Genomic DNA, 17,662 nt, shown 5'->3' with positions numbered 1-17,662 from the left:
GCTTTTTTGTAAAAAATTGCTCTCTTAGAATTTGTTTTTAAAATAAGAACTTTTTTGATTTTTTTTTCGTCTAATTAATATGAGAAAAAACAAAATTTTTCTTTTGATTTTTTTTATTTCAGAATTTATTTATGCAGAGGAAAAAGTTCAAAAATTCTTCCCGGTTTTTAAGGGAAATGCTAAAATAAAAGGTTTTGTTATTGATGGAAGGACTAAAGAATCTCTTCCCTATGCTACCTGTACTCTTCATAGAGAGGGAGAAGATAAAGTTTTAAAGGGGACTCTTGCTGATGATAAAGGATTTTTCCTTTTAAAGGAAATTCCCCCTGGAAAATATTCTTTAAAAGTAGATTTTGTTGGATATAAACTAAAAGTTTTATCAAGTATAAATATAAAACCAGGGGATACTCTTATAGAACTTGGTAAAATTGAACTTGAACCTGCTTTTTTTGAAACTGAAGCTGTTGAAGTGACAAAAAGTCCCCTTCCAGTTAAATTTGAAATTGATAAAAAAGTTATTAATTTAAGTGAAGAACCTGTTTATAAATCAGGAACTGCACTTGAAGTCTTAAAAAACATACCATCAATAAATGTCGATATAAGCGGAAATGTGAGTTTAAGAGGAAGTGAAAATTTCCAGGTTTTTATAGACGGCAAAAAAACAGGAATTGACCCAAATATAATTTTAAGTCAAATCCCTGCTTCCTCCATAGATAAGATTGAAATTATAACAAACCCTTCTGCTAAATATGACCCTGAAGGAACAAGTGGAATATTAAACATAATATTAAAAAAGGGTGAGGAAAAAGGATTAAGTCTAATTTCAAACTTAAATATTGGAATGTATGATAATTACGGTGGAGACGGAATTTTTGCATTCAAAAAAAATAATTTAAAAGCATTAATAGGTTTTAATTATAACAAAAGGAGATTTCCCAATTTGGTAGAACTTTCAAGGAATATAGAAGGAAATTCTTTATTCTCAAAAGGTGAATATACAAGGGGTTCAACACCTTACGGTTTAAGATCAGAAATTGAATATAATTTCAAGGAAAAAAACACACTTTTCTTTTCGGCAAATTTAGGAGAATGGAGCATGCTTTTTGATTCAAGGACAGAGTATTTAGACCAAAATAAAACTTCTCTTCTTTTTTTGACAGAGAGTCACTTTAATAGAAAAAGTCCTTACATTGATCTAAATTTCAGTGAAAAAACAGAATTTGATAGAGATCATGAGTTTTCCTTTGATTTTATTTACAGCATAAGAAGAGGAGATGAGTATAACCTTACTTATACAAAAGATCCGAGAGATAGTATTCTTTCTGGTTCTAAAAGTGAAGAAAAGGGACCATCAAAAAGGATAAATTCAAGAATAAATTATATCTATCCACTTTTCAAAAACTTTAGGTTTGAGGTAGGAGGTGAGGGAGAGTTTTCAAGAAGTGAAGATGAAGTTTTTTATTATGAATATGATTCAATTAAAAAGGATTTTATATTAAATGAGAATTTTAACAAGGAAATTCTTTATAAGGATGACCGCTATGCACCTTATTTACTTTTAAAGGGAAATGTATCTAAATTCAGTATTCAATCAGGTTTGAGGATGGAATTAACAGATAGAAAAATAAGCTTCAGAGACACAAATTTTGATTACATATTAAGGAGATGGGACTATTTTCCTTCTCTTCATTTCTCTTTAACTTTAAAAGAAGGTACTGAGATTAAATCAAGTTATACAAGAAGGATAAAAAGACCAAGACCTTTTATGCTTGAACCTTTTGTTACCTATATGGATGCATATAATGTTAGAAAAGGTAATCCTGATTTAAAGCCTGAATATATGGATAGCTATGAGTTTTCTTTGATTTTCCCTTTTTTAAAGGGAACTCTTATATTAGAGACTTATTTAAGGGAAGTTTACAATGCTATTGAAATGGTGAGAGTGCCTTATAATGATTCTGTTTTAATGATGACAAATGAAAATGTAGGAACATCTTATACTGGAGGTTTAGAGATAACTTATAATTTTTCACCTTTTAAATTTATGTCACTGAATTTTTTGGGTGATTTCTACTATTACAGGTTAAAGGGTAATTTATTGAACGAAAGTTTTGAAAAAGAAAATTCAAGTTATAATTTAAGGTTGAACATTAATTCTTTTCTACCCAAATCACTAAGAATACAGACAATTTTAAATTATGAAGGAGAAAGAGAGACCTCCCAGGGTAAAAGGGGAAAAGTTTATTATGTGGATTTTTCGCTTCAGAAATTTTTTCTTGGTAGAAATTTAGTTTTAAATCTTCAGGTAAGGGATATTTTTGGAACTTCAGGACACTTATATGAAGGTAAAGGTGTTAACTACTATTTTGTCCAGAGTTTTAATCCTAAAACCCCTCTTTTAGTTTTTACAGCTACTTACAATTTTAATAATTTTAAATATGAAAAGGGAAAAAAGAGAGAAGGTGAAGAAAGGGAGCCTGTAGAGGAAATGGAGTTTTAAAAAGAAATTTATCCTTTAATTTTTTTATAATTAATCTATGGTAATTATTCTTTTTACTTTACTTTTTCCTGAAAGAATAATATCACCTGAGGCTATTATGGGTTCTCATATTTCAAGTTTTAACTCACCCTTATCTATCTTTTATCAACCTGCACTTATCCCTGATAGATTTTCCCTTGCCTTTTCCTACACAAAACCCTATGAAGGTTTACCTATTAATTCCTTTGAATCCGCCTTTTCATTCCCCCTTTTTAAATTTCAAGGAGCTCTTGGATTTTCCTATTTTGGTGAGGATATATATAAGGAAAACTCTTTGCTTTTAGCTATAAATTACAAAAATTCTCTTTTCTCTATTGGAACGAGTTTTAAATTACTTTCCCTTAATATTCCTGAAGTTATAACTTTCAATGAACCTACTTTTGATTTAGGAACTGTTTTTTATTTTCCCTTTGATATAAAAATTGGTGCTTTTACAAGAAATGTTTATAGGAGTAAAAAATATAAAGAGGATATACCATCTCTATTTGCTCTTTCCTTCGGTGTAACCCATGAAGCACTCTCCTTTTTCTTTGACCTTATTTCAGAGGAAAATCATCCCTTTACTTACAGTATAGGTTTTAAAATACCTTTAATATCTTCTTTTTACTTAAGAGGTGGATTAAGAAGCGGAGAGAAGACCTTTGGTGCAGGATTTGGTGTAAGTTTAAAGTTTTTAAACTTAGAGGGAATTTATAGGGTTCACCCATTTTTAGGTTATTCCTTTGCCCTATCCCTTTCCCTTTATAAAGGATAAATTTGAAAAAAGTTTTAGATTTTACTAATTTTTTAGAAAATTCAATTTTTAAAAATACCTTTGAATATTTTTTAAAAAAAGAAATAGACTTTTATATAGTCGGTGGAGCCATAAGAGATTTCCTTTTAGGTAAAAAGGAAATTAAAGATCTTGATATACTGATTTCATTCAATCCTGCTGATATTATAAACGAGCTTTCAAGAAAAATTGAAGGTTTTCCTTTTTTACTTGATAAAGAAAGAAAGGAATGGAGAATTGTAATTAAAAATAACTTTACCCTTGATATAGGTGAAATTGAAGAAAATATTGAAACTGACCTATCAAACAGGGATTTTACAATAAATTCTATAGCGATTAAATACCCAGAGATAGTTTTAATAGATAAATTCAAAGGTATTTTTGATATAAAAAAGAAAATAGTAAGAGCCATTAAAAAAGAAAATTTAATAAAAGACCCATTAAGAATGCTAAGAGCTTTCAGGTTTATGGCAACGTTTAAATTTGAAATAGAGGAAGATACTTTAAACTTTATAAGTGAAAACAAAGAAAAAATTCTTGAATCAGCAAGAGAAAGAATAATGAAAGAACTTTATATAATTTTTTCTGAGGGTGAGAAAATTTACGAAACTATTTTAAAAATGAAGGAATCCGGTTTACTTTTTGTTTTAGTGCCGGAACTAAAAAATATGGAAGGCTGTTTACAGGTTTATAAAGATAAATCTCTTGATGTGCTTTTTCATACATTAAACTGTGTTTATTATCTTGAAAGATTTTATAAAAATTATAAGAGAACTTTCTTTAAAAAATATGAAAAAGAGTTAAAGGAAATTTTTGAACCTGAAAACAGGGTTTTACTTTTTCTTTCTATAATTTTTCATGATATAGGAAAACCTTTAACAAGAACCTTTGAAGATAATAGAACAAGATTCATAGGTCATGATAAAGTTGGAGCAAATATTGCTTACAGATGGGCTAAACATTTTAGATTTTCTGAAAAATTTTCTAAAAAATTAAAAAGTATGGTTTATTTTCATATGTATCCCCATTTACTGGGAAAGGAAGAAGAAATAACGAAAAGGGCAATTTTCAGATATTTAAAAAAGACAGGGGATTTATGGTTTTTTCTTTTTGTTCACGCTTATGCTGATTTTAGAGCAACCCCACCAGGAAAAAATCCAGGATATTTAAAAAATTTATTGAAGAAAGTTTATGATTTTAAATTAGAGAGTGAAAAAGAAAGACCTTTACCCCTTATTAATGGTTACGATTTAATAAATCTTGGACTTACGCCTGGTCCAATTTTTAGAAGGATATTAAATGAAGTTGAAGAATTAAGGGCAGAAGGAGTTTTAAAAACAAAAGAAGAAGCACTTATTTATATTAGAAAAAACTATCTTGGAGAAAAAGAAATTACCTAAAAAAAGATTTTATAATTAAATTTAAGGTTCAATCCCTTTTAAAATTCTTTTAAAAAATGGAATACAAATTTTTGAAAATTGAGGATAAAGTTAAATATGTAGTAGTATTTCTTTCAAGACCTCCTGTTAATGCTTTATCACCTGAACTTCTCTCTGAACTTGAGGATGCTGTTTTAAAAATTTCAAAGGATAAAAATAAAAGGGCAATAATTATAGCAGGTGAGGGAAAATCCTTCTGTGCAGGTGCTGATATAAAAGTTATGAAGGATTTTAATTCAATTGAAGCAAGAGAATTTGCAAAAAGAGGACAGAAAGTTTTGCAAAATATTGAAAATTCAGAATTGCCAATTATTGCAGCAATACATGGTTATGCTCTTGGAGGAGGTTGTGAGCTTGCTCTTGCCTGTGATTTGAGAGTTGTTACAAAATCAGCTCAGATAGGGCAACCAGAAGTAAAACTGGGTCTTATTCCAGGTTTTGCAGGTACCCAGAGGTTATCGCGTTTAATAGGTATTGGAAGAGCAAAATGGATGATTTATTCAGGAGAACCAATTTCAGGTGAAAAGGCTTATGAATGGGGGTTTGCTGAAGTTCTCGCAGAGGAAGGGAAACATCTTGAGGAAGCTGAAAACCTTGTTAAAAAAATTCTTGAAATGGGTCCTTCTGCAATAAGATTTGTAAAAACAGTTATAAACAGGGGAATTGATTCAACCTTTACCACTGCTACAAGTTATGAAGCAGAAAGTTTTGGTCTTGTTTTTTCAACAGGAGAACCAAAGGAAGGTATAGAAGCATTTCTTGAAAAGAGGAAAGCAAAATGGCAAGAAGAAGGTTAATTTTAATTACAGTTTTAGGAATTATTTTTCTTGTTTTACTTTTTTATTATATAAAGCCTGGAACCGCTCCACATATTATAAAAGAAGAAGAAATTGAAAAGATACCAACAGAAGAGGTTTTATTTGGAGAAAAAGTAGAAGAGTTATGGATGGGTGTTTATGTTGGGGATAAAAAGGTAGGCTATGCTTATACAAAACTAAATAGAAAAGATAAAAAAAGAGAAATATACCAGAAAATGTATTTAAAAGTTATTCAACTTGGACAGGTTCAGGAATTGTTTGCCACCACAATTGTTAATGCCGATGAAAATTATGTTCCAAGGGATTTTGACTTTATTCTTGAATCACTGCAACAGAAGATGAAGGTAAAGGGGGTCTTTAAAGGTGATAAGCTATTTCTAAAAGTTGAAACTCCTGAATTTAAAAGAGATTTATCCTTAGAAATTCAGGGTCTTTCCCAGCTTCCCCTTACCCTTGAAAAACTTATTGAGGAAAATAAAGTAGAAAAGAAAATGGAGTTCAGTTATTTTGACCCGACAACTTTTAAAATGGAAAAGGGTTATGTGGAAAATCTTGGTGAAGTTCAGGTTGATTATAAGGGTAAAACTGTTAAAGCAAGACAGTATAGGATAGTGGCAGGAGGTTTAAATACTTTTGTATGGGTTGATGATAAGGGAATTTTAAAGGAAGAAACCCAGCCTGAAATGGTTTTTTTAAGAGAAACTCCTGAAGAAGCAATGAAGTTAGAGGGTAAACCTTTAAATATTTTATTAAAATTTGCGGTTAAACCTGAAGGAAAAGAAATTGATGAATTAAAAAGGGAAAATTACAAAAGGGTAGTTTATCGTCTTTCTAACATTGATTTATCACTTCTTGATCTTGAATTTGGAACTCAAAAAATTTTAGATAAGGGAGAGAATTATGCTGTTATAGAGGTTTTAAAATCAAGTGTTAATGAGGTAAAAAAAATTGATACAACAAGTCTATCAAGATATTTAAAACCTTCTGCATTTATACAATCAGATGACCCCCTTATTATAGATTTTGCAAAAAGGGGTGCAGGAAATTTTGATGATTTATCAAAAGTTGCAAAAAGTTTAACACTTTATGTTTACAATTACCTTGAAAAATCTGCTGTTGTTTCCTTTCCCTCAGCCCTTGATGTTTTAAAGATGAAAAAAGGTGATTGTAATGAGCATTCAGTTCTTTTTGCTGCAGCAGCGAGAGCTTTAAAAATTCCCTCTGAAATTGCTGTAGGTCTTGTTTTTACTGATGGTTATTTTTATTATCATGCCTGGAATGCTATTTATCTTAACAAATGGGTTTTTGTTGATCCTACATTCGGTCAATTTCCTGCTGATCCGCTTCATATTATGCTTAAACTTGGGGGGGTTGAAAAACAGGCTGATGTTATGGCAGTTGTGGGAAAAATAAAGATAGAGGTTCTTGATATTGAATAGAAAGCTTCTTTTAAAACTTAAAAAAATTGTTAAAAAGTTTGAAAGTTTTACTCTTGGTCCCCTTGATTTAGAACTCAAGGAAGGAGAAATTTATGGTCTTATAGGTCCGAATGGTTCTGGAAAAACTACAACATTAAAAATCATAACAGGTCTTTTAATCCCGGATGAAGGCGAAATTTATTTTAAAAATAAAAAGATAACTGATAGGTTTGATAGTTTTAAAAGGTATATAGGTTATATTCCTGATAATCCCTTTGTTTATCCCTATCTTTCAGGTTATGAGCATCTTCTTTATACAGGTAAACTTTATAAATTAGGTGATAAATTTATAAAAGAGAGAATAGATTTTTATTCAAAACTTTTTGAAATGGGAGATTATATAGATACACAATCAAGATTTTACTCTCACGGTATGAGACAGAAAATTTCAATAACTTCTGCACTTATTCATAATCCTGATCTAATTATAATAGATGAACCTCTTGTTGCCCTTGATCCTGTTTCAGCTTTCAGATTTAAAAAACATTTAAAAGAATTAAGGGGAAAAGGAAAATCAATTTTAGTTGCCACTCATTCTTTATTTTTTGCCGAGGAAATGTGTGACAGAGTAGGAATTATTTTTAAGGGTAAAATTTTTAAAGAGGATACACCCTCAAATATTAAAAAGGAAACAGAATCAGAAAATCTTGAAGAAGCCTTTATAAAAATAGTAGGTTAAAATATCAGGGGGAGAAACTATTGCCCCCCTTAACTTTAATTTATTTTCAGTATGATACGGGTGTTCCGTTATATGAGACAGTATAACTATCGCAATTGAATGTTACTTCTAAATAATTTGTTCCATCAGTTATTTTCACTGTTCCACTGTCAGGATATTCACAACCAGAAGTTTCATTATAATGGACATTTTGAGCTATAATCTGGAATGAGTAATTTACACCACCATACTTTACAGAATAATTCCCATTGAAGTTAATTGTGCCACCTTCCCAGGGTTTATTTTGGTCATCAGGAATGTATGAAAAATCAAAAGATGTTGACCATATAATGTTGTCCATATAATTAAAGGAAAAATCAATATGACCACCCCACTGATCCCCGGTATGATTTATATCGTAAGTAGCATTTAATTTCCAGGATGTTGTTTGTCCCTGGGTAGTGAGTGTGTAAACGATGTCAGTAAACTTTAAATAAAAACCTGATGTGGGGTCATTATCATCTTTATCCCTTATTTCTGCTGTTCCTGTAAGTGAAAAAGAATAAGTAGGGTCCTGATAATGACAATCAAATGTAGCGGTTGCATTTTTAAGGTATCCATCCTGGTCAAAATCACTTGTATCACCAGCGACTTTAACACATGGACTTTGTTTTATTCCAAGTTTTCCGAAAGCTATTGGTGAGGTTCCTTCAGGATCAAACATCCCAAGAACCATAATCTGGATTCCTGTGGCTACTGAAGGTGCAATTCCTTGAGCAGTTTGTCTATCAAGATTTTGCTGTGGCTTAGGCTCAGTTGTCTTTTTCTTACAGGAGGTTATGATTAGGAGGGAGAATATAATTACCACCAGTTTTATAAAATTTCTCATAATTCTTTTAATTTTTAATCCGACTTGAACGGTAATTCTTATTATAAATTTTTTTTTAAAAAAAATCAAGAAAAAGTTTAAATATTATTTTTAGAGATTAATTTTAAAAAAGAAATTAAAAGGATACCTGAAATAAAATAAAGAAAGGAATTTATAGATTTTTTTAAATTTGTCTCATTATGAAGTTCTGGAATTAAATCAGAGGCTGAAATATAAAAGAAGTTTCCAGCAACAAAAGGTAATATATAAAGAATTAGATTTTCACTTCTTAAGAAAAAATAACCTGCTATACCCCCGATAAAACTTGTTAATCCTGTTATAAAATTAAAGATTAGTGCCTTTATTTTACCCATTCCTCCATAAATAAGTATTGCATAATCTGAAAGTTCCTGAGGAAGTTCGTGTGCCAGAACAATTAAAGTTGTTATTATTCCAAAATGAAAATTAATGAGAAAACTTGAAGCAATAACTACTCCATCAATAAAATTATGAATACTATCCCCTATTAAACTTAAGTAGGTTACAGGATGGATAGGACAATCAAATTCATGACAGTGCCTCCATCTTAAAATTCTTTCCAATAAAAAAAAACTCACAAACCCTAAAATAAAAATCCAGAAAGAAGAAAGAGGTTCAATTTTTTCAAGAGAGTGAGGCATAAGATGTAAAAGAGAACCACCTATAAGAGCTCCGGCTGCAAGAGAAATTAAAAAGAACAATAGTTTTTCAAATATATCCTTAGAGATAATTAAAAAAATTATTCCGATAAGGGAGATAAGACTCACTATAATTGTGGAAATAATTATGTTTAATAATATCATTTTTATATTATAATATAAAGTTTATGAAAAAACCAGCAATTTTAGGTTCAGAACCTGCTTTTAAATTTCAAGTACCTATATATAAACCTTTTTGCCCGGATATTAAAGATATTAAAAATGAATTAAAAGAAATTTTTTCAACAGGTCAGATTACAAATAGTAAATATGTAAGGGAATTTGAGGAAAAAATTTCTGAATATTTAAATGTTCCTTATGCTATTTGTGTATCAAGTTGTACCCTTGGACTTGTTTTAACTATAAAATCTCTTGAAATTGAAAAGGGTAATTTCATTTTACCCTCTTTTACTTTTCCAGCTACTTCTTGTGCCCTTTTGTGGAACAATATTGAATTAAAATTTGTTGATATTGAACCTGAAACTTTAAATATCTCAACTGAGGAAATTGAAAAAAATATAGATGAAAATACAAAAGGAATTCTTGCCGTTCATGTATATGGAACCCCCTGTGATGTCCAAAAAATTGAGGAAATTGCAAAAAAACATAATCTTTATTTGATATTTGATGCAGCCCATGCCTTTGGTGCTAAATTTAAAGATAAATTTATAGGAAATTTTGGAGATGCTGAAGTTTTTAGTTTAAGTCCAACAAAAACTCTTGTAGCAGGTGAAGGTGGAGTCATAACAACAAATAATAAGGAACTGGCTGAAAAATTGAAAATTTTGAGAAATTACGGTGACCCTGGAACAAATGATTTTGAATATATAGGTTTAAACTCAAGGATGAGTGAATTACATGCAATTCTTGGATTATTTTCATTAAAAAGAGTGGAGGAGGAAATAAAAAGAAGAAATGAAATTGCAGAAATTTATATTGAAAATTTAAAGGATTTACCTGGTATTTCTTTTCAAAAGGTAAATGAGGATTTAAGATCAACTTTTAAAGATTTTTCCATTATAATAGATGAGGAAAAATTCGGTCTTGAAAGAGATTTAATAAAGCTTTCACTTGAAAAAGAAAATATACAGGTAAAGAGATACTTTTATCCACCATGTCATCTCCAGAAAATGTTTAAAGGGAAATATAGTAATTTGAATCTAAAAATTACTGAGAAAATTTCAAAAAGAGTTATAAGTTTACCCATTTATTCACTTCTAAAAGACAAAGATATTAAAAAAATATGTGAATGTATTAAGAGAATTTATGATTTCAGAAAGGAAATAAAAAATTATTTTTCCTTTAGAGAATGAAAGTTGCTATAAATTTTGTCATAAAAATTTTTTATTTCCCCTCTATTGAAGGCTTCTTTTATCTCTTTTACTGCATAATTTATATCATATTTGGTATCAAAGTTTAAAATTTCTTTGATTTTTTTAAAGGAAACATTATAGTTTCTATTGTCTTCTTTTTCTTTTAAAAATACTATCTCAGCTTCAGGAATACTTTCTTTTATTTCTTTTGCAACTTCAAGAATACTTTTATTCATTTTATCTGAACCTACATTTAAAATTTGGCCACTTAATTTTTCTTCTGCTTCTATTACCTTTATTATTGCTCTTGAAATATCTTTTATATGAATAAAAGGTCTTATCTGTTTTCCGTCTCCGTATACTGTGATCCTTTTTTCCTTAATAGCCTTTGCTATGAGTAAATTTACAACAAGATCAAAACGCATTCTCGGTGAATATCCAAAGGCTGTTGCAAATCTTAAAATAATTGGTGAAAATCCATTATCTTTTAATTCAAGAAGTGCTTTTTCGGAAAGTAATTTTGTTTCAGCATATAAGGATAAAGGGTTAGGTTCTGTTTCTTCATTACAGATTGTTTTTTTATAACCGTATACACTGCATGATGAGGCAAAAATAAATTTTCTTACTCCAAGATATTTAGCAATTTCACCGATAGTTTTTGTTGAAAAATAATTTATTTCAAGTGTTTCTCTTGGTTTTATTTTACTTGCAGGGTCTCCTACAATTGCTCCGAGATGAATAATGGTATCTATGTCTTTAATTGCTTCCACTATATCACTTATATTTGTTATATCACCTTTTAAAAATTGAAAATTTTTACTTTTTATTCCTCTTAAACCAATGTCACCATACAACAGATTATCAAAAACTTTTACAAAATATCCCTTTTTTAATAACATTCTTGTAAGAACCGAACCTATATAACCAGCTCCTCCTATAACAAGAATTTTTTTTGTTTTTTTATATCTTTTTTTGATTAAATCAAAAGAAAATTTCTTTTCAGGTTCTATTCCTATAACTTTTTTGATTTTGCCTTCTTTTGATATAACAGGAATTAGTAATGTTTTTAATTTTGGAATTTTGTTTTCTTTCTTTAATTTTTCAATACTTTCAATTATTTTTTTTCTATCCCAGTAATCGTAAAATTTAATTGGATTTTTATTCATAACTTTTTCAATCCTATCATTTATACTTAGTCCATTTAAAAGAGCTCTCCTTATATCACCATCACTAATAACACCTTTTAGTCTTTTCTTATCATCAACTACAAATGCAAATCCAAAACCACTTTCATTTATTTGATTTATTGCTTCTCGTAAAGTTATAGATTGATTTATCAAAGGAATATCTTTCATTCTTCAACTTTAACCTCACCCATTGGTGATAATTCTTTTATTTTTAAACCTTCAAAAATATAAACTTCTGTTTCCTTTTTTTTCCAGTCATTAGGATTAATACCTGCTTTTAAACAGGTTTCAGATAGAAATCTTTCCTCATCAAATCCGTATTCCACTGCAACTTGTGGAAGAAGTAATCCCTTCCATAAACCCTTTCTTACCATTAACCCTGTTTTTCCAATTTTTATATGTTTTTTATATTCCTCTGGGGGGACTTTCAAAAGTTCTGGTTCTGTTAAAATTGTTATTTCGACTATTAATTTTGAAAGTTCTCCTTCATCTTTAAGAGGTAAAAATCGCGGATCCTCAAAAGCTGCTTCTATTGAACTTATAACTACATTTTCCCAGATAGGATTTGTTGGATAAGGGTTACCTATACATCCTCTTAAAAATTTTTCTGGATAGGTGTATAGAGTAGTAAAAACTCCCATTTTTTCTGAAAACTTTTCTTTTAATTCTTCCTCCACTTTTAATTCTTCACCTTTTAGATGACTTTTAATAGCATTTCTTGCAAGGTCTATGAGTTTTTTAGCATCTTCTTTACTTATTTTCAGATCTTTCAAGGTTTTCATAATACTTTAAAATAACTTCCTTGTAAGGTGATACTAAATTTTTATTCTTTAATATTTCTTTTTTCCCCTCAAGAATTTTTAAATATTCACTTATATCAATTTTTTTTGGACTTAATACTTCATAAGGTTTAGGTCTCTCAGCATACCTTCTTTTAATAAATTCCCTTTTTCTTATACTTCTCTGTGCTTGAAGTAATCTTGACATTATTCTTTCCTGAATATCTTTTAATCTTTCAGTTAACTCCTCTTTTCTTAATTTTTCCTCTGATTCCTTCATATCTTTTTCTGCTCCTTCTAAAGCTCCTTTAATTCCTGATTTTTCACCTTTTTCTTCCAGTTCTTTAATAAGTTTTGAAATTTCCTCTGCCAATTCGCCTTGTTCCCTTGCAAGTTGAGCTAAGAGTTCTTTTTCTTCTGGCGAAAGTTGTGAGGGCTGTGGAAGGGGTAAGAGAGATAAAGTAGCACTGTTAATATCACCTTGTTTCTTTATCATTTCTGAAATTTTTTGCATCATATTTTCAAACAATTCACTTTCACTACCTCCTGAACTTGAAATTTTGTCAGAGAACTGAAGGAGAAAATATGCTGCTTTTGATAGAGAACTCCTTAAATCTTTTAAATTCTTTTGTGCCTGATTTAATTCATTATTTTCTTTTTTATTTATATATTCATCCATTAAAAATTCTGAAATCTTAATTTCCCTTAAAGCCTCTCTCGGAAAGAGTAGAGTATTTCTTGCATTTAAAATTATGTCACTAACAAAGTTTTTATAGGCTATTAAAAAATCCCTATCAAGGCTTTCACTTTCTTTTATAAATCCCATAACTCCCCAGAAGGCTTTTTCAAGTAATTTCATTGAAAACTCTAAATTACTTTTCATAAATTCTTCCATTGCTTTTTCAAGATTTTCCCTCATTTCACTCGTATTTTTAAAGCTGCCTTTTAAATTATTTTCCTTTAATTCCTTTAGAGCCATTTCCCCTTTTTTCTCAGCACTTTCAATCTTTGACTTTATATTTTCCTCATAATTTTCTTTTATTTTCTCCATTTCCCTAATAATATCTTCAAGCTTTTTTTGACTTTCTTCCATATTCTTTCCTTCTTTATTTTTCATAATTTCAAAAAATTCTTTTTCAATATCCTTTGCCTTTTCTACAAGTTTCTTTAAATCATATTCCTTTTTGATCTTTTCAAGAAGAGAAATGGTTCTTTCAAGATTTTCTTTCCATATTTCCTTTTCCTTCATTAATTCCTTTAATCTTTTTTCTATTTCCTCTTTATTTCCCTTTTCTACTGCCTCTTCAAGTTTTTTATAAAGTTCTCTCAATTCTTCACTAAAAAGTTCCTTAACAAGTTCAGTTAGCCTTGAAAGTTTTTCATTTATTTCAGGATCTATCGAAACAATATTTTCTTCAAGATTTTTCATTTTTCTTTCTACTTCTTCAAGTTTTTTTGTTAATTCTTCAGAAATTTTCTGAATTTCCTCTGTTTCCTTTTTTAATTCTTTTTTGGTTAAACTTTCCCTTATTTTTTCTTTAACTTCCTTTATTTTTTCTATTAAATCTTTTGCTTCACTCCTTATAGGTTTTAATTCCTCTTCAAATTTTTCACTTCCTCTTTTAACTTCTTCATACAATTCTTCAAAAGTTGGCATATGAACCAAAATTTTTCTTGAATTAGAAAATTTTTTTACTTCATCTTTATCATAAACACGGAAAAAAACATAAAAGTTATCACCGGGTTTTGGATTCAAGGGATCAAAATCTAAATCAAAGGTAAAAGTATCATTTTTTGTATTAACATATTTTTTGATTATCTTTTCAAGAATAGTTTTACCATCTTTTTCAACATAAACCTTGACTCTATCAAGCCCAACATCATCACTCACATATAAAGTAAAGGGAATTTTCATCTCATCAGGAATATTAACATCAAAGTCAGGGAATAGAATCTGGATAATGGGTTTTAATTCCCTGATTATACTTACTAAAACTGTCTGCGGATCCTGAAAACTATCATTATTTACAAAATGAATGAATTTAATTTTTGAATTATTTTTAAAAATATTTGAGAAGTTGTAATCTTTTACATTTTTTAAAACTATTTTTCTTTCTACCAAAATTATCTTTTCTGAATCCACAGGATCTGATAAATTTATAAAGAAATCAAGTTTTTTATTTTCTTTTATTTTGACCATGGGGAGGTTAAGTAATTTATTGTCCTCAAATACCTCAATTTTTATAATTCTTGGTGGCTCTATAAATTTTGTTTTTAAAAAAGGTGTTTCATCATTTTTTGTTTTGAATTTAAACTCAAATAAACCTGGTTCAGGTTTAAAGGTAAAAACAATTGAATTTTTGTAAACATTTATTTTTTCTTTTTTAATTTTTCCTTTAAATTTATATATTACATAGGCATCTTTAATATCCTTTCCTAAAATTTTAACAGTATATACAAAGGGTTGTGTAATGTAATGAAGCTCAGGTGGATTTTTATAAATAATCTTTTCTTTTATTTCAGGTATGTTAAAGAAAAATTTTACAAATTTATCTGGAAAGAGAAGATAAGAAAAGATTAAAATAAAAAAGGAGAGTATAAAAATTTTTATTTCTCTTTTATAGTTTCTATTTAAAACTTTATCTATTTCGATTTGGTTTAGTTTATCAAAGATATATTCTGAATAACTTCTTTCAAACTTATTTTCACTTTTTGAATACAAAAGGGCAGAAATTATTTTTCCTTCGAACCCTTCTATTAATTTTTCAAGTTTTAAAGCATAAAAGGCATCTTTTCTTGTAATGATTTTTAAGGGAAAATAAAGTGCTAAAAGTGGTAATATAATTAAAAATTTTAAACCTGATAAAAAAAGAAGAGATATTAAAAAAAACAAGATTGAAATAAAAATTATAAAAAATTTTGTTAACTCATACAGAATAAACTTTTTTTTAAATTCTTTAAATTTTTTCATTCAACAAGTCTTACATCAGAATGGTCCCCAAGAATAAATCTATGTATTCTTGGTCTTGAATGGTCCTGAAAAATTTTTACTTCTTTTCCAATGATACTCATTTCAATTCTACCTTTCACATCTTTTATTTCACTTTTTTCCATTATTATTGAATCTTCAATTTCTGTATTTTCAATATAACAATTTTCCTGTATTGATGTAAATGGACCTATATAACTTTTAATAATCTTTGTTCCCCTTTTTATAACAACAGGTCCTCTAATTGTGCTTTCAATTACTTTTGTTTCCTCTTCTAATTTGATCCTTCCGATTATCTTTGAGTCAATTATTTCTCCTTTTATATCAGGTTCAATATCCTCAAGAACAAATCTATTTGCTTCAATTAAATCTTCAGGTTTTCCCGTATCCTTCCACCATCCCTTTATTAAAAGAGCATCCACCTTTAATTTGTGATCAATAAGCCATTGAATGGCATCTGTTATTTCCAGTTCATTTCTCCATGAGGGTTTTATTTCCTCACAGGCCTTAAAAATGTTTTTATCAAAGAAATAAACTCCAACAAGGGCAAGGTCAGAAGGTGGTTTTTTGGGTTTTTCAACAAGTTTTATAAGTTTTCCATCCCTGAGCTCTGCAACTCCAAAATCCTGGGGATTTGGCACTTTAGAGAGAAGAATAAGTGAATTAATGCTATTGCTTTCAAAATATTCACGAAATTTCTTTAAATCATCCTTTATAAGGTTATCACCAAGAAACATTATAAATTTTTCATCACCCAGAAAATCCCTTGAAATTTTTACAGCGTGTGCTAAACCAAGTGGTTCTGGTTGAAAAATGTAAGTAATCTTTACGCCAAATTTACTTCCGTCTCCCACTGCATTTTTAATCTCTTCACCAGTTTCTCCTATAACAATTCCTATATCCTCTATACCAGCTTTTTTAATCGCTTCAATACCATAGAAAAGTATGGGTTTACCACCAACAGGTATAAGTTGTTTTGCCGATGTATGGGTAAGAGGCCTTAATCTTGTTCCCCTTCCGCCACTTAAAATTAAAGCCTTCATTTTATTTCCCTTTCAAGAGTTTTTAAATTTTCTTTATCAATAATTTTTTCCTTTAAAATGTTGAATACTTTTATTTTATCTTCCTTAAAATGAAATTCATTTAAAATTTTTTTTGCTTGATTTACAGTAAGATTTCTATTTTTTGTTTTTTTCTCAAGTATTTTTAATGCATCTTCAACAACAGGGTTTTTATTTATTTCTTCTATTATATTAGAAAGTTCATTTTCTGTCAGTTCTCCTTTTAATTCTTCAGGGTAAAGAATATTTTTTATTTCCTGAATAAGGATATTTATTGAATCCTTTTTTGGAGAGGGAAGAGAATAGGCAATTTTTTCAATTTTTTCCAGTTTTTTTATAATCTCTTTTTTATCTATTTCCTGAATATTTAAAAGCAAAAAGAGAATAATAACTTTCATACCTATATTATAATAAATTTCATTTAAAAGTTGAAATTTGATACTTATTTTATTTATATAAATAGTATGACAATAAAACACTTATACCATTCTTATCCAGTAATTCCTTGTATAATAATTGTAAAGTATAATGAGAGGATAAATGGTATGTCTGTAGCCTGGCACTCACCTCTTTCTTTTAATCCTCCTCTTTATGGAGTTCTTGTATCACCGAAAAGATTTACTTATGAACTACTTGTAAAAGCGAAAGATTTTACTCTAAATTTTGTTGATTTTGAAAATGCTAAAATATACGCAATAATGGGTAGAATTAGTGGAAGATCAAGGGATAAAATTAAGGAGTTTAATATTGAACTTAATGAGTCTTCAAAAATTTCTTCCCCATTTTTGAAAAAAGCCTATGCTTCCTATGAATGTATTAAAACAAGACAGGTAATTACAGGAGATCATATTCTCTTCATAGGAGAAATTGTTGAAGTCCATGAAAAAGAGGGAACTTTTGATGAAAATGGTCTTCCTGATTTAAAAAACCTTAAACCTGCTTTTTACCTTGGAAGAGACGCATATTTTACTTTTAAAGAAATTGAAGAGCCAAAAGTAATTTTACCTGAATAGAATTTTTGAAA

Annotated in this window: 15 protein-coding genes; 8 read left to right on the top strand and 7 right to left on the bottom strand. The window is 28.9% G+C overall.

What is annotated here, in order from left to right; translation table 11 throughout:
• Positions 1-103: 103 nt before the first annotated feature.
• From ABIN73_00440 to ABIN73_00415, 6 genes are read left to right on the top strand one after another with little or no spacing between them, the layout of a single operon-like run.
• Positions 104-2,500 carry a TonB-dependent receptor family protein gene (locus ABIN73_00440; GenBank protein MEO0268195.1) on the top strand — a complete coding sequence of 799 codons (2,397 nt, stop codon included), beginning with the start codon at positions 104-106 and terminating at the stop codon, positions 2,498-2,500.
• Positions 2,501-2,537: 37 nt separating this feature from the next.
• Entirely contained in the window at positions 2,538-3,293 is a 756-nt protein-coding gene (locus tag ABIN73_00435) for a hypothetical protein (GenBank protein MEO0268194.1), read from the top strand.
• Between the two features lie 2 nt (positions 3,294-3,295).
• Positions 3,296-4,711, top strand: coding sequence for an HD domain-containing protein (locus ABIN73_00430; protein MEO0268193.1), 1,416 nt, complete (start codon positions 3,296-3,298; stop codon positions 4,709-4,711).
• 56 nt (positions 4,712-4,767) lie between these two features.
• A complete protein-coding gene (locus ABIN73_00425) occupies positions 4,768-5,547 on the top strand; it encodes an enoyl-CoA hydratase-related protein (protein MEO0268192.1) in 780 nt (259 codons plus the stop codon).
• Positions 5,529-7,007 (top strand): transglutaminase-like domain-containing protein, encoded by a 1,479-nt coding sequence (locus tag ABIN73_00420; protein MEO0268191.1) that lies wholly within the window; start codon positions 5,529-5,531, stop codon positions 7,005-7,007. The genes ABIN73_00425 and ABIN73_00420 overlap by 19 nt, the downstream gene beginning before the upstream one ends.
• The gene (locus ABIN73_00415) at positions 7,000-7,725 is read left to right on the top strand and encodes an ABC transporter ATP-binding protein (protein MEO0268190.1); all 726 of its coding nucleotides are present in this window, start codon (positions 7,000-7,002) and stop codon (positions 7,723-7,725) included. Before ABIN73_00420 ends, ABIN73_00415 begins: the two co-directional genes overlap by 8 nt.
• 46 nt (positions 7,726-7,771) lie before the next feature.
• Here the strand turns inward: ABIN73_00415 and ABIN73_00410 are convergent, their stop codons facing one another.
• The gene (locus tag ABIN73_00410) at positions 7,772-8,593 is read right to left on the bottom strand and encodes a hypothetical protein (protein ID MEO0268189.1); all 822 of its coding nucleotides are present in this window, start codon (positions 8,591-8,593) and stop codon (positions 7,772-7,774) included.
• 77 nt (positions 8,594-8,670) lie between these two features.
• Complete coding sequence (locus ABIN73_00405) at positions 8,671-9,414, bottom strand: ZIP family metal transporter (protein MEO0268188.1); 744 nt, start codon at positions 9,412-9,414, stop codon at positions 8,671-8,673.
• Between the two features lie 23 nt (positions 9,415-9,437).
• Here ABIN73_00405 and ABIN73_00400 point away from each other — a divergent pair, with 23 nt between their 5' ends.
• Positions 9,438-10,622 (top strand): DegT/DnrJ/EryC1/StrS family aminotransferase, encoded by a 1,185-nt coding sequence (locus tag ABIN73_00400; GenBank protein MEO0268187.1) that lies wholly within the window; start codon positions 9,438-9,440, stop codon positions 10,620-10,622.
• On the opposite strand, the gene ABIN73_00395 is transcribed toward ABIN73_00400, so the two are convergent.
• The 5 genes from ABIN73_00395 to ABIN73_00375 all read right to left on the bottom strand — a co-directional run bounded on the left by ABIN73_00395 (position 10,601) and on the right by ABIN73_00375 (position 17,036).
• Entirely contained in the window at positions 10,601-11,977 is a 1,377-nt protein-coding gene (locus tag ABIN73_00395; protein ID MEO0268186.1) for an NAD-dependent epimerase/dehydratase family protein, read from the bottom strand. The two genes, ABIN73_00400 and ABIN73_00395, sit on opposite strands and share 22 nt — an antisense overlap.
• Positions 11,974-12,591 carry a TIGR00296 family protein gene (locus tag ABIN73_00390; GenBank protein ID MEO0268185.1) on the bottom strand — a complete coding sequence of 206 codons (618 nt, stop codon included), beginning with the start codon at positions 12,589-12,591 and terminating at the stop codon, positions 11,974-11,976. The genes ABIN73_00395 and ABIN73_00390 overlap by 4 nt, the downstream gene beginning before the upstream one ends.
• Complete coding sequence (locus tag ABIN73_00385; protein ID MEO0268184.1) at positions 12,560-15,481, bottom strand: hypothetical protein; 2,922 nt, start codon at positions 15,479-15,481, stop codon at positions 12,560-12,562. The genes ABIN73_00390 and ABIN73_00385 overlap by 32 nt, the downstream gene beginning before the upstream one ends.
• 74 nt (positions 15,482-15,555) lie before the next feature.
• On the bottom strand, positions 15,556-16,620 hold the full coding sequence (locus ABIN73_00380) for a glucose-1-phosphate thymidylyltransferase (GenBank protein MEO0268183.1): 1,065 nt from the start codon (positions 16,618-16,620) through the stop codon (positions 15,556-15,558).
• A complete protein-coding gene (locus ABIN73_00375; protein ID MEO0268182.1) occupies positions 16,617-17,036 on the bottom strand; it encodes a DUF4476 domain-containing protein in 420 nt (139 codons plus the stop codon). The genes ABIN73_00380 and ABIN73_00375 overlap by 4 nt, the downstream gene beginning before the upstream one ends.
• A gap of 66 nt (positions 17,037-17,102) precedes the next feature.
• Between ABIN73_00375 and ABIN73_00370 the strand changes: the two genes are divergently transcribed.
• Positions 17,103-17,651 carry a flavin reductase family protein gene (locus ABIN73_00370; protein MEO0268181.1) on the top strand — a complete coding sequence of 183 codons (549 nt, stop codon included), beginning with the start codon at positions 17,103-17,105 and terminating at the stop codon, positions 17,649-17,651.
• The last annotated feature ends 11 nt before the right edge of the window (positions 17,652-17,662 follow it).

It is taken from the genome of candidate division WOR-3 bacterium, from assembly GCA_039804025.1.
GTDB lineage: Bacteria > Hydrothermota > Hydrothermia > Hydrothermales > JAJRUZ01 > JBCNVI01.
This window is presented reverse-complemented; position numbering and strand designations above follow the sequence as displayed.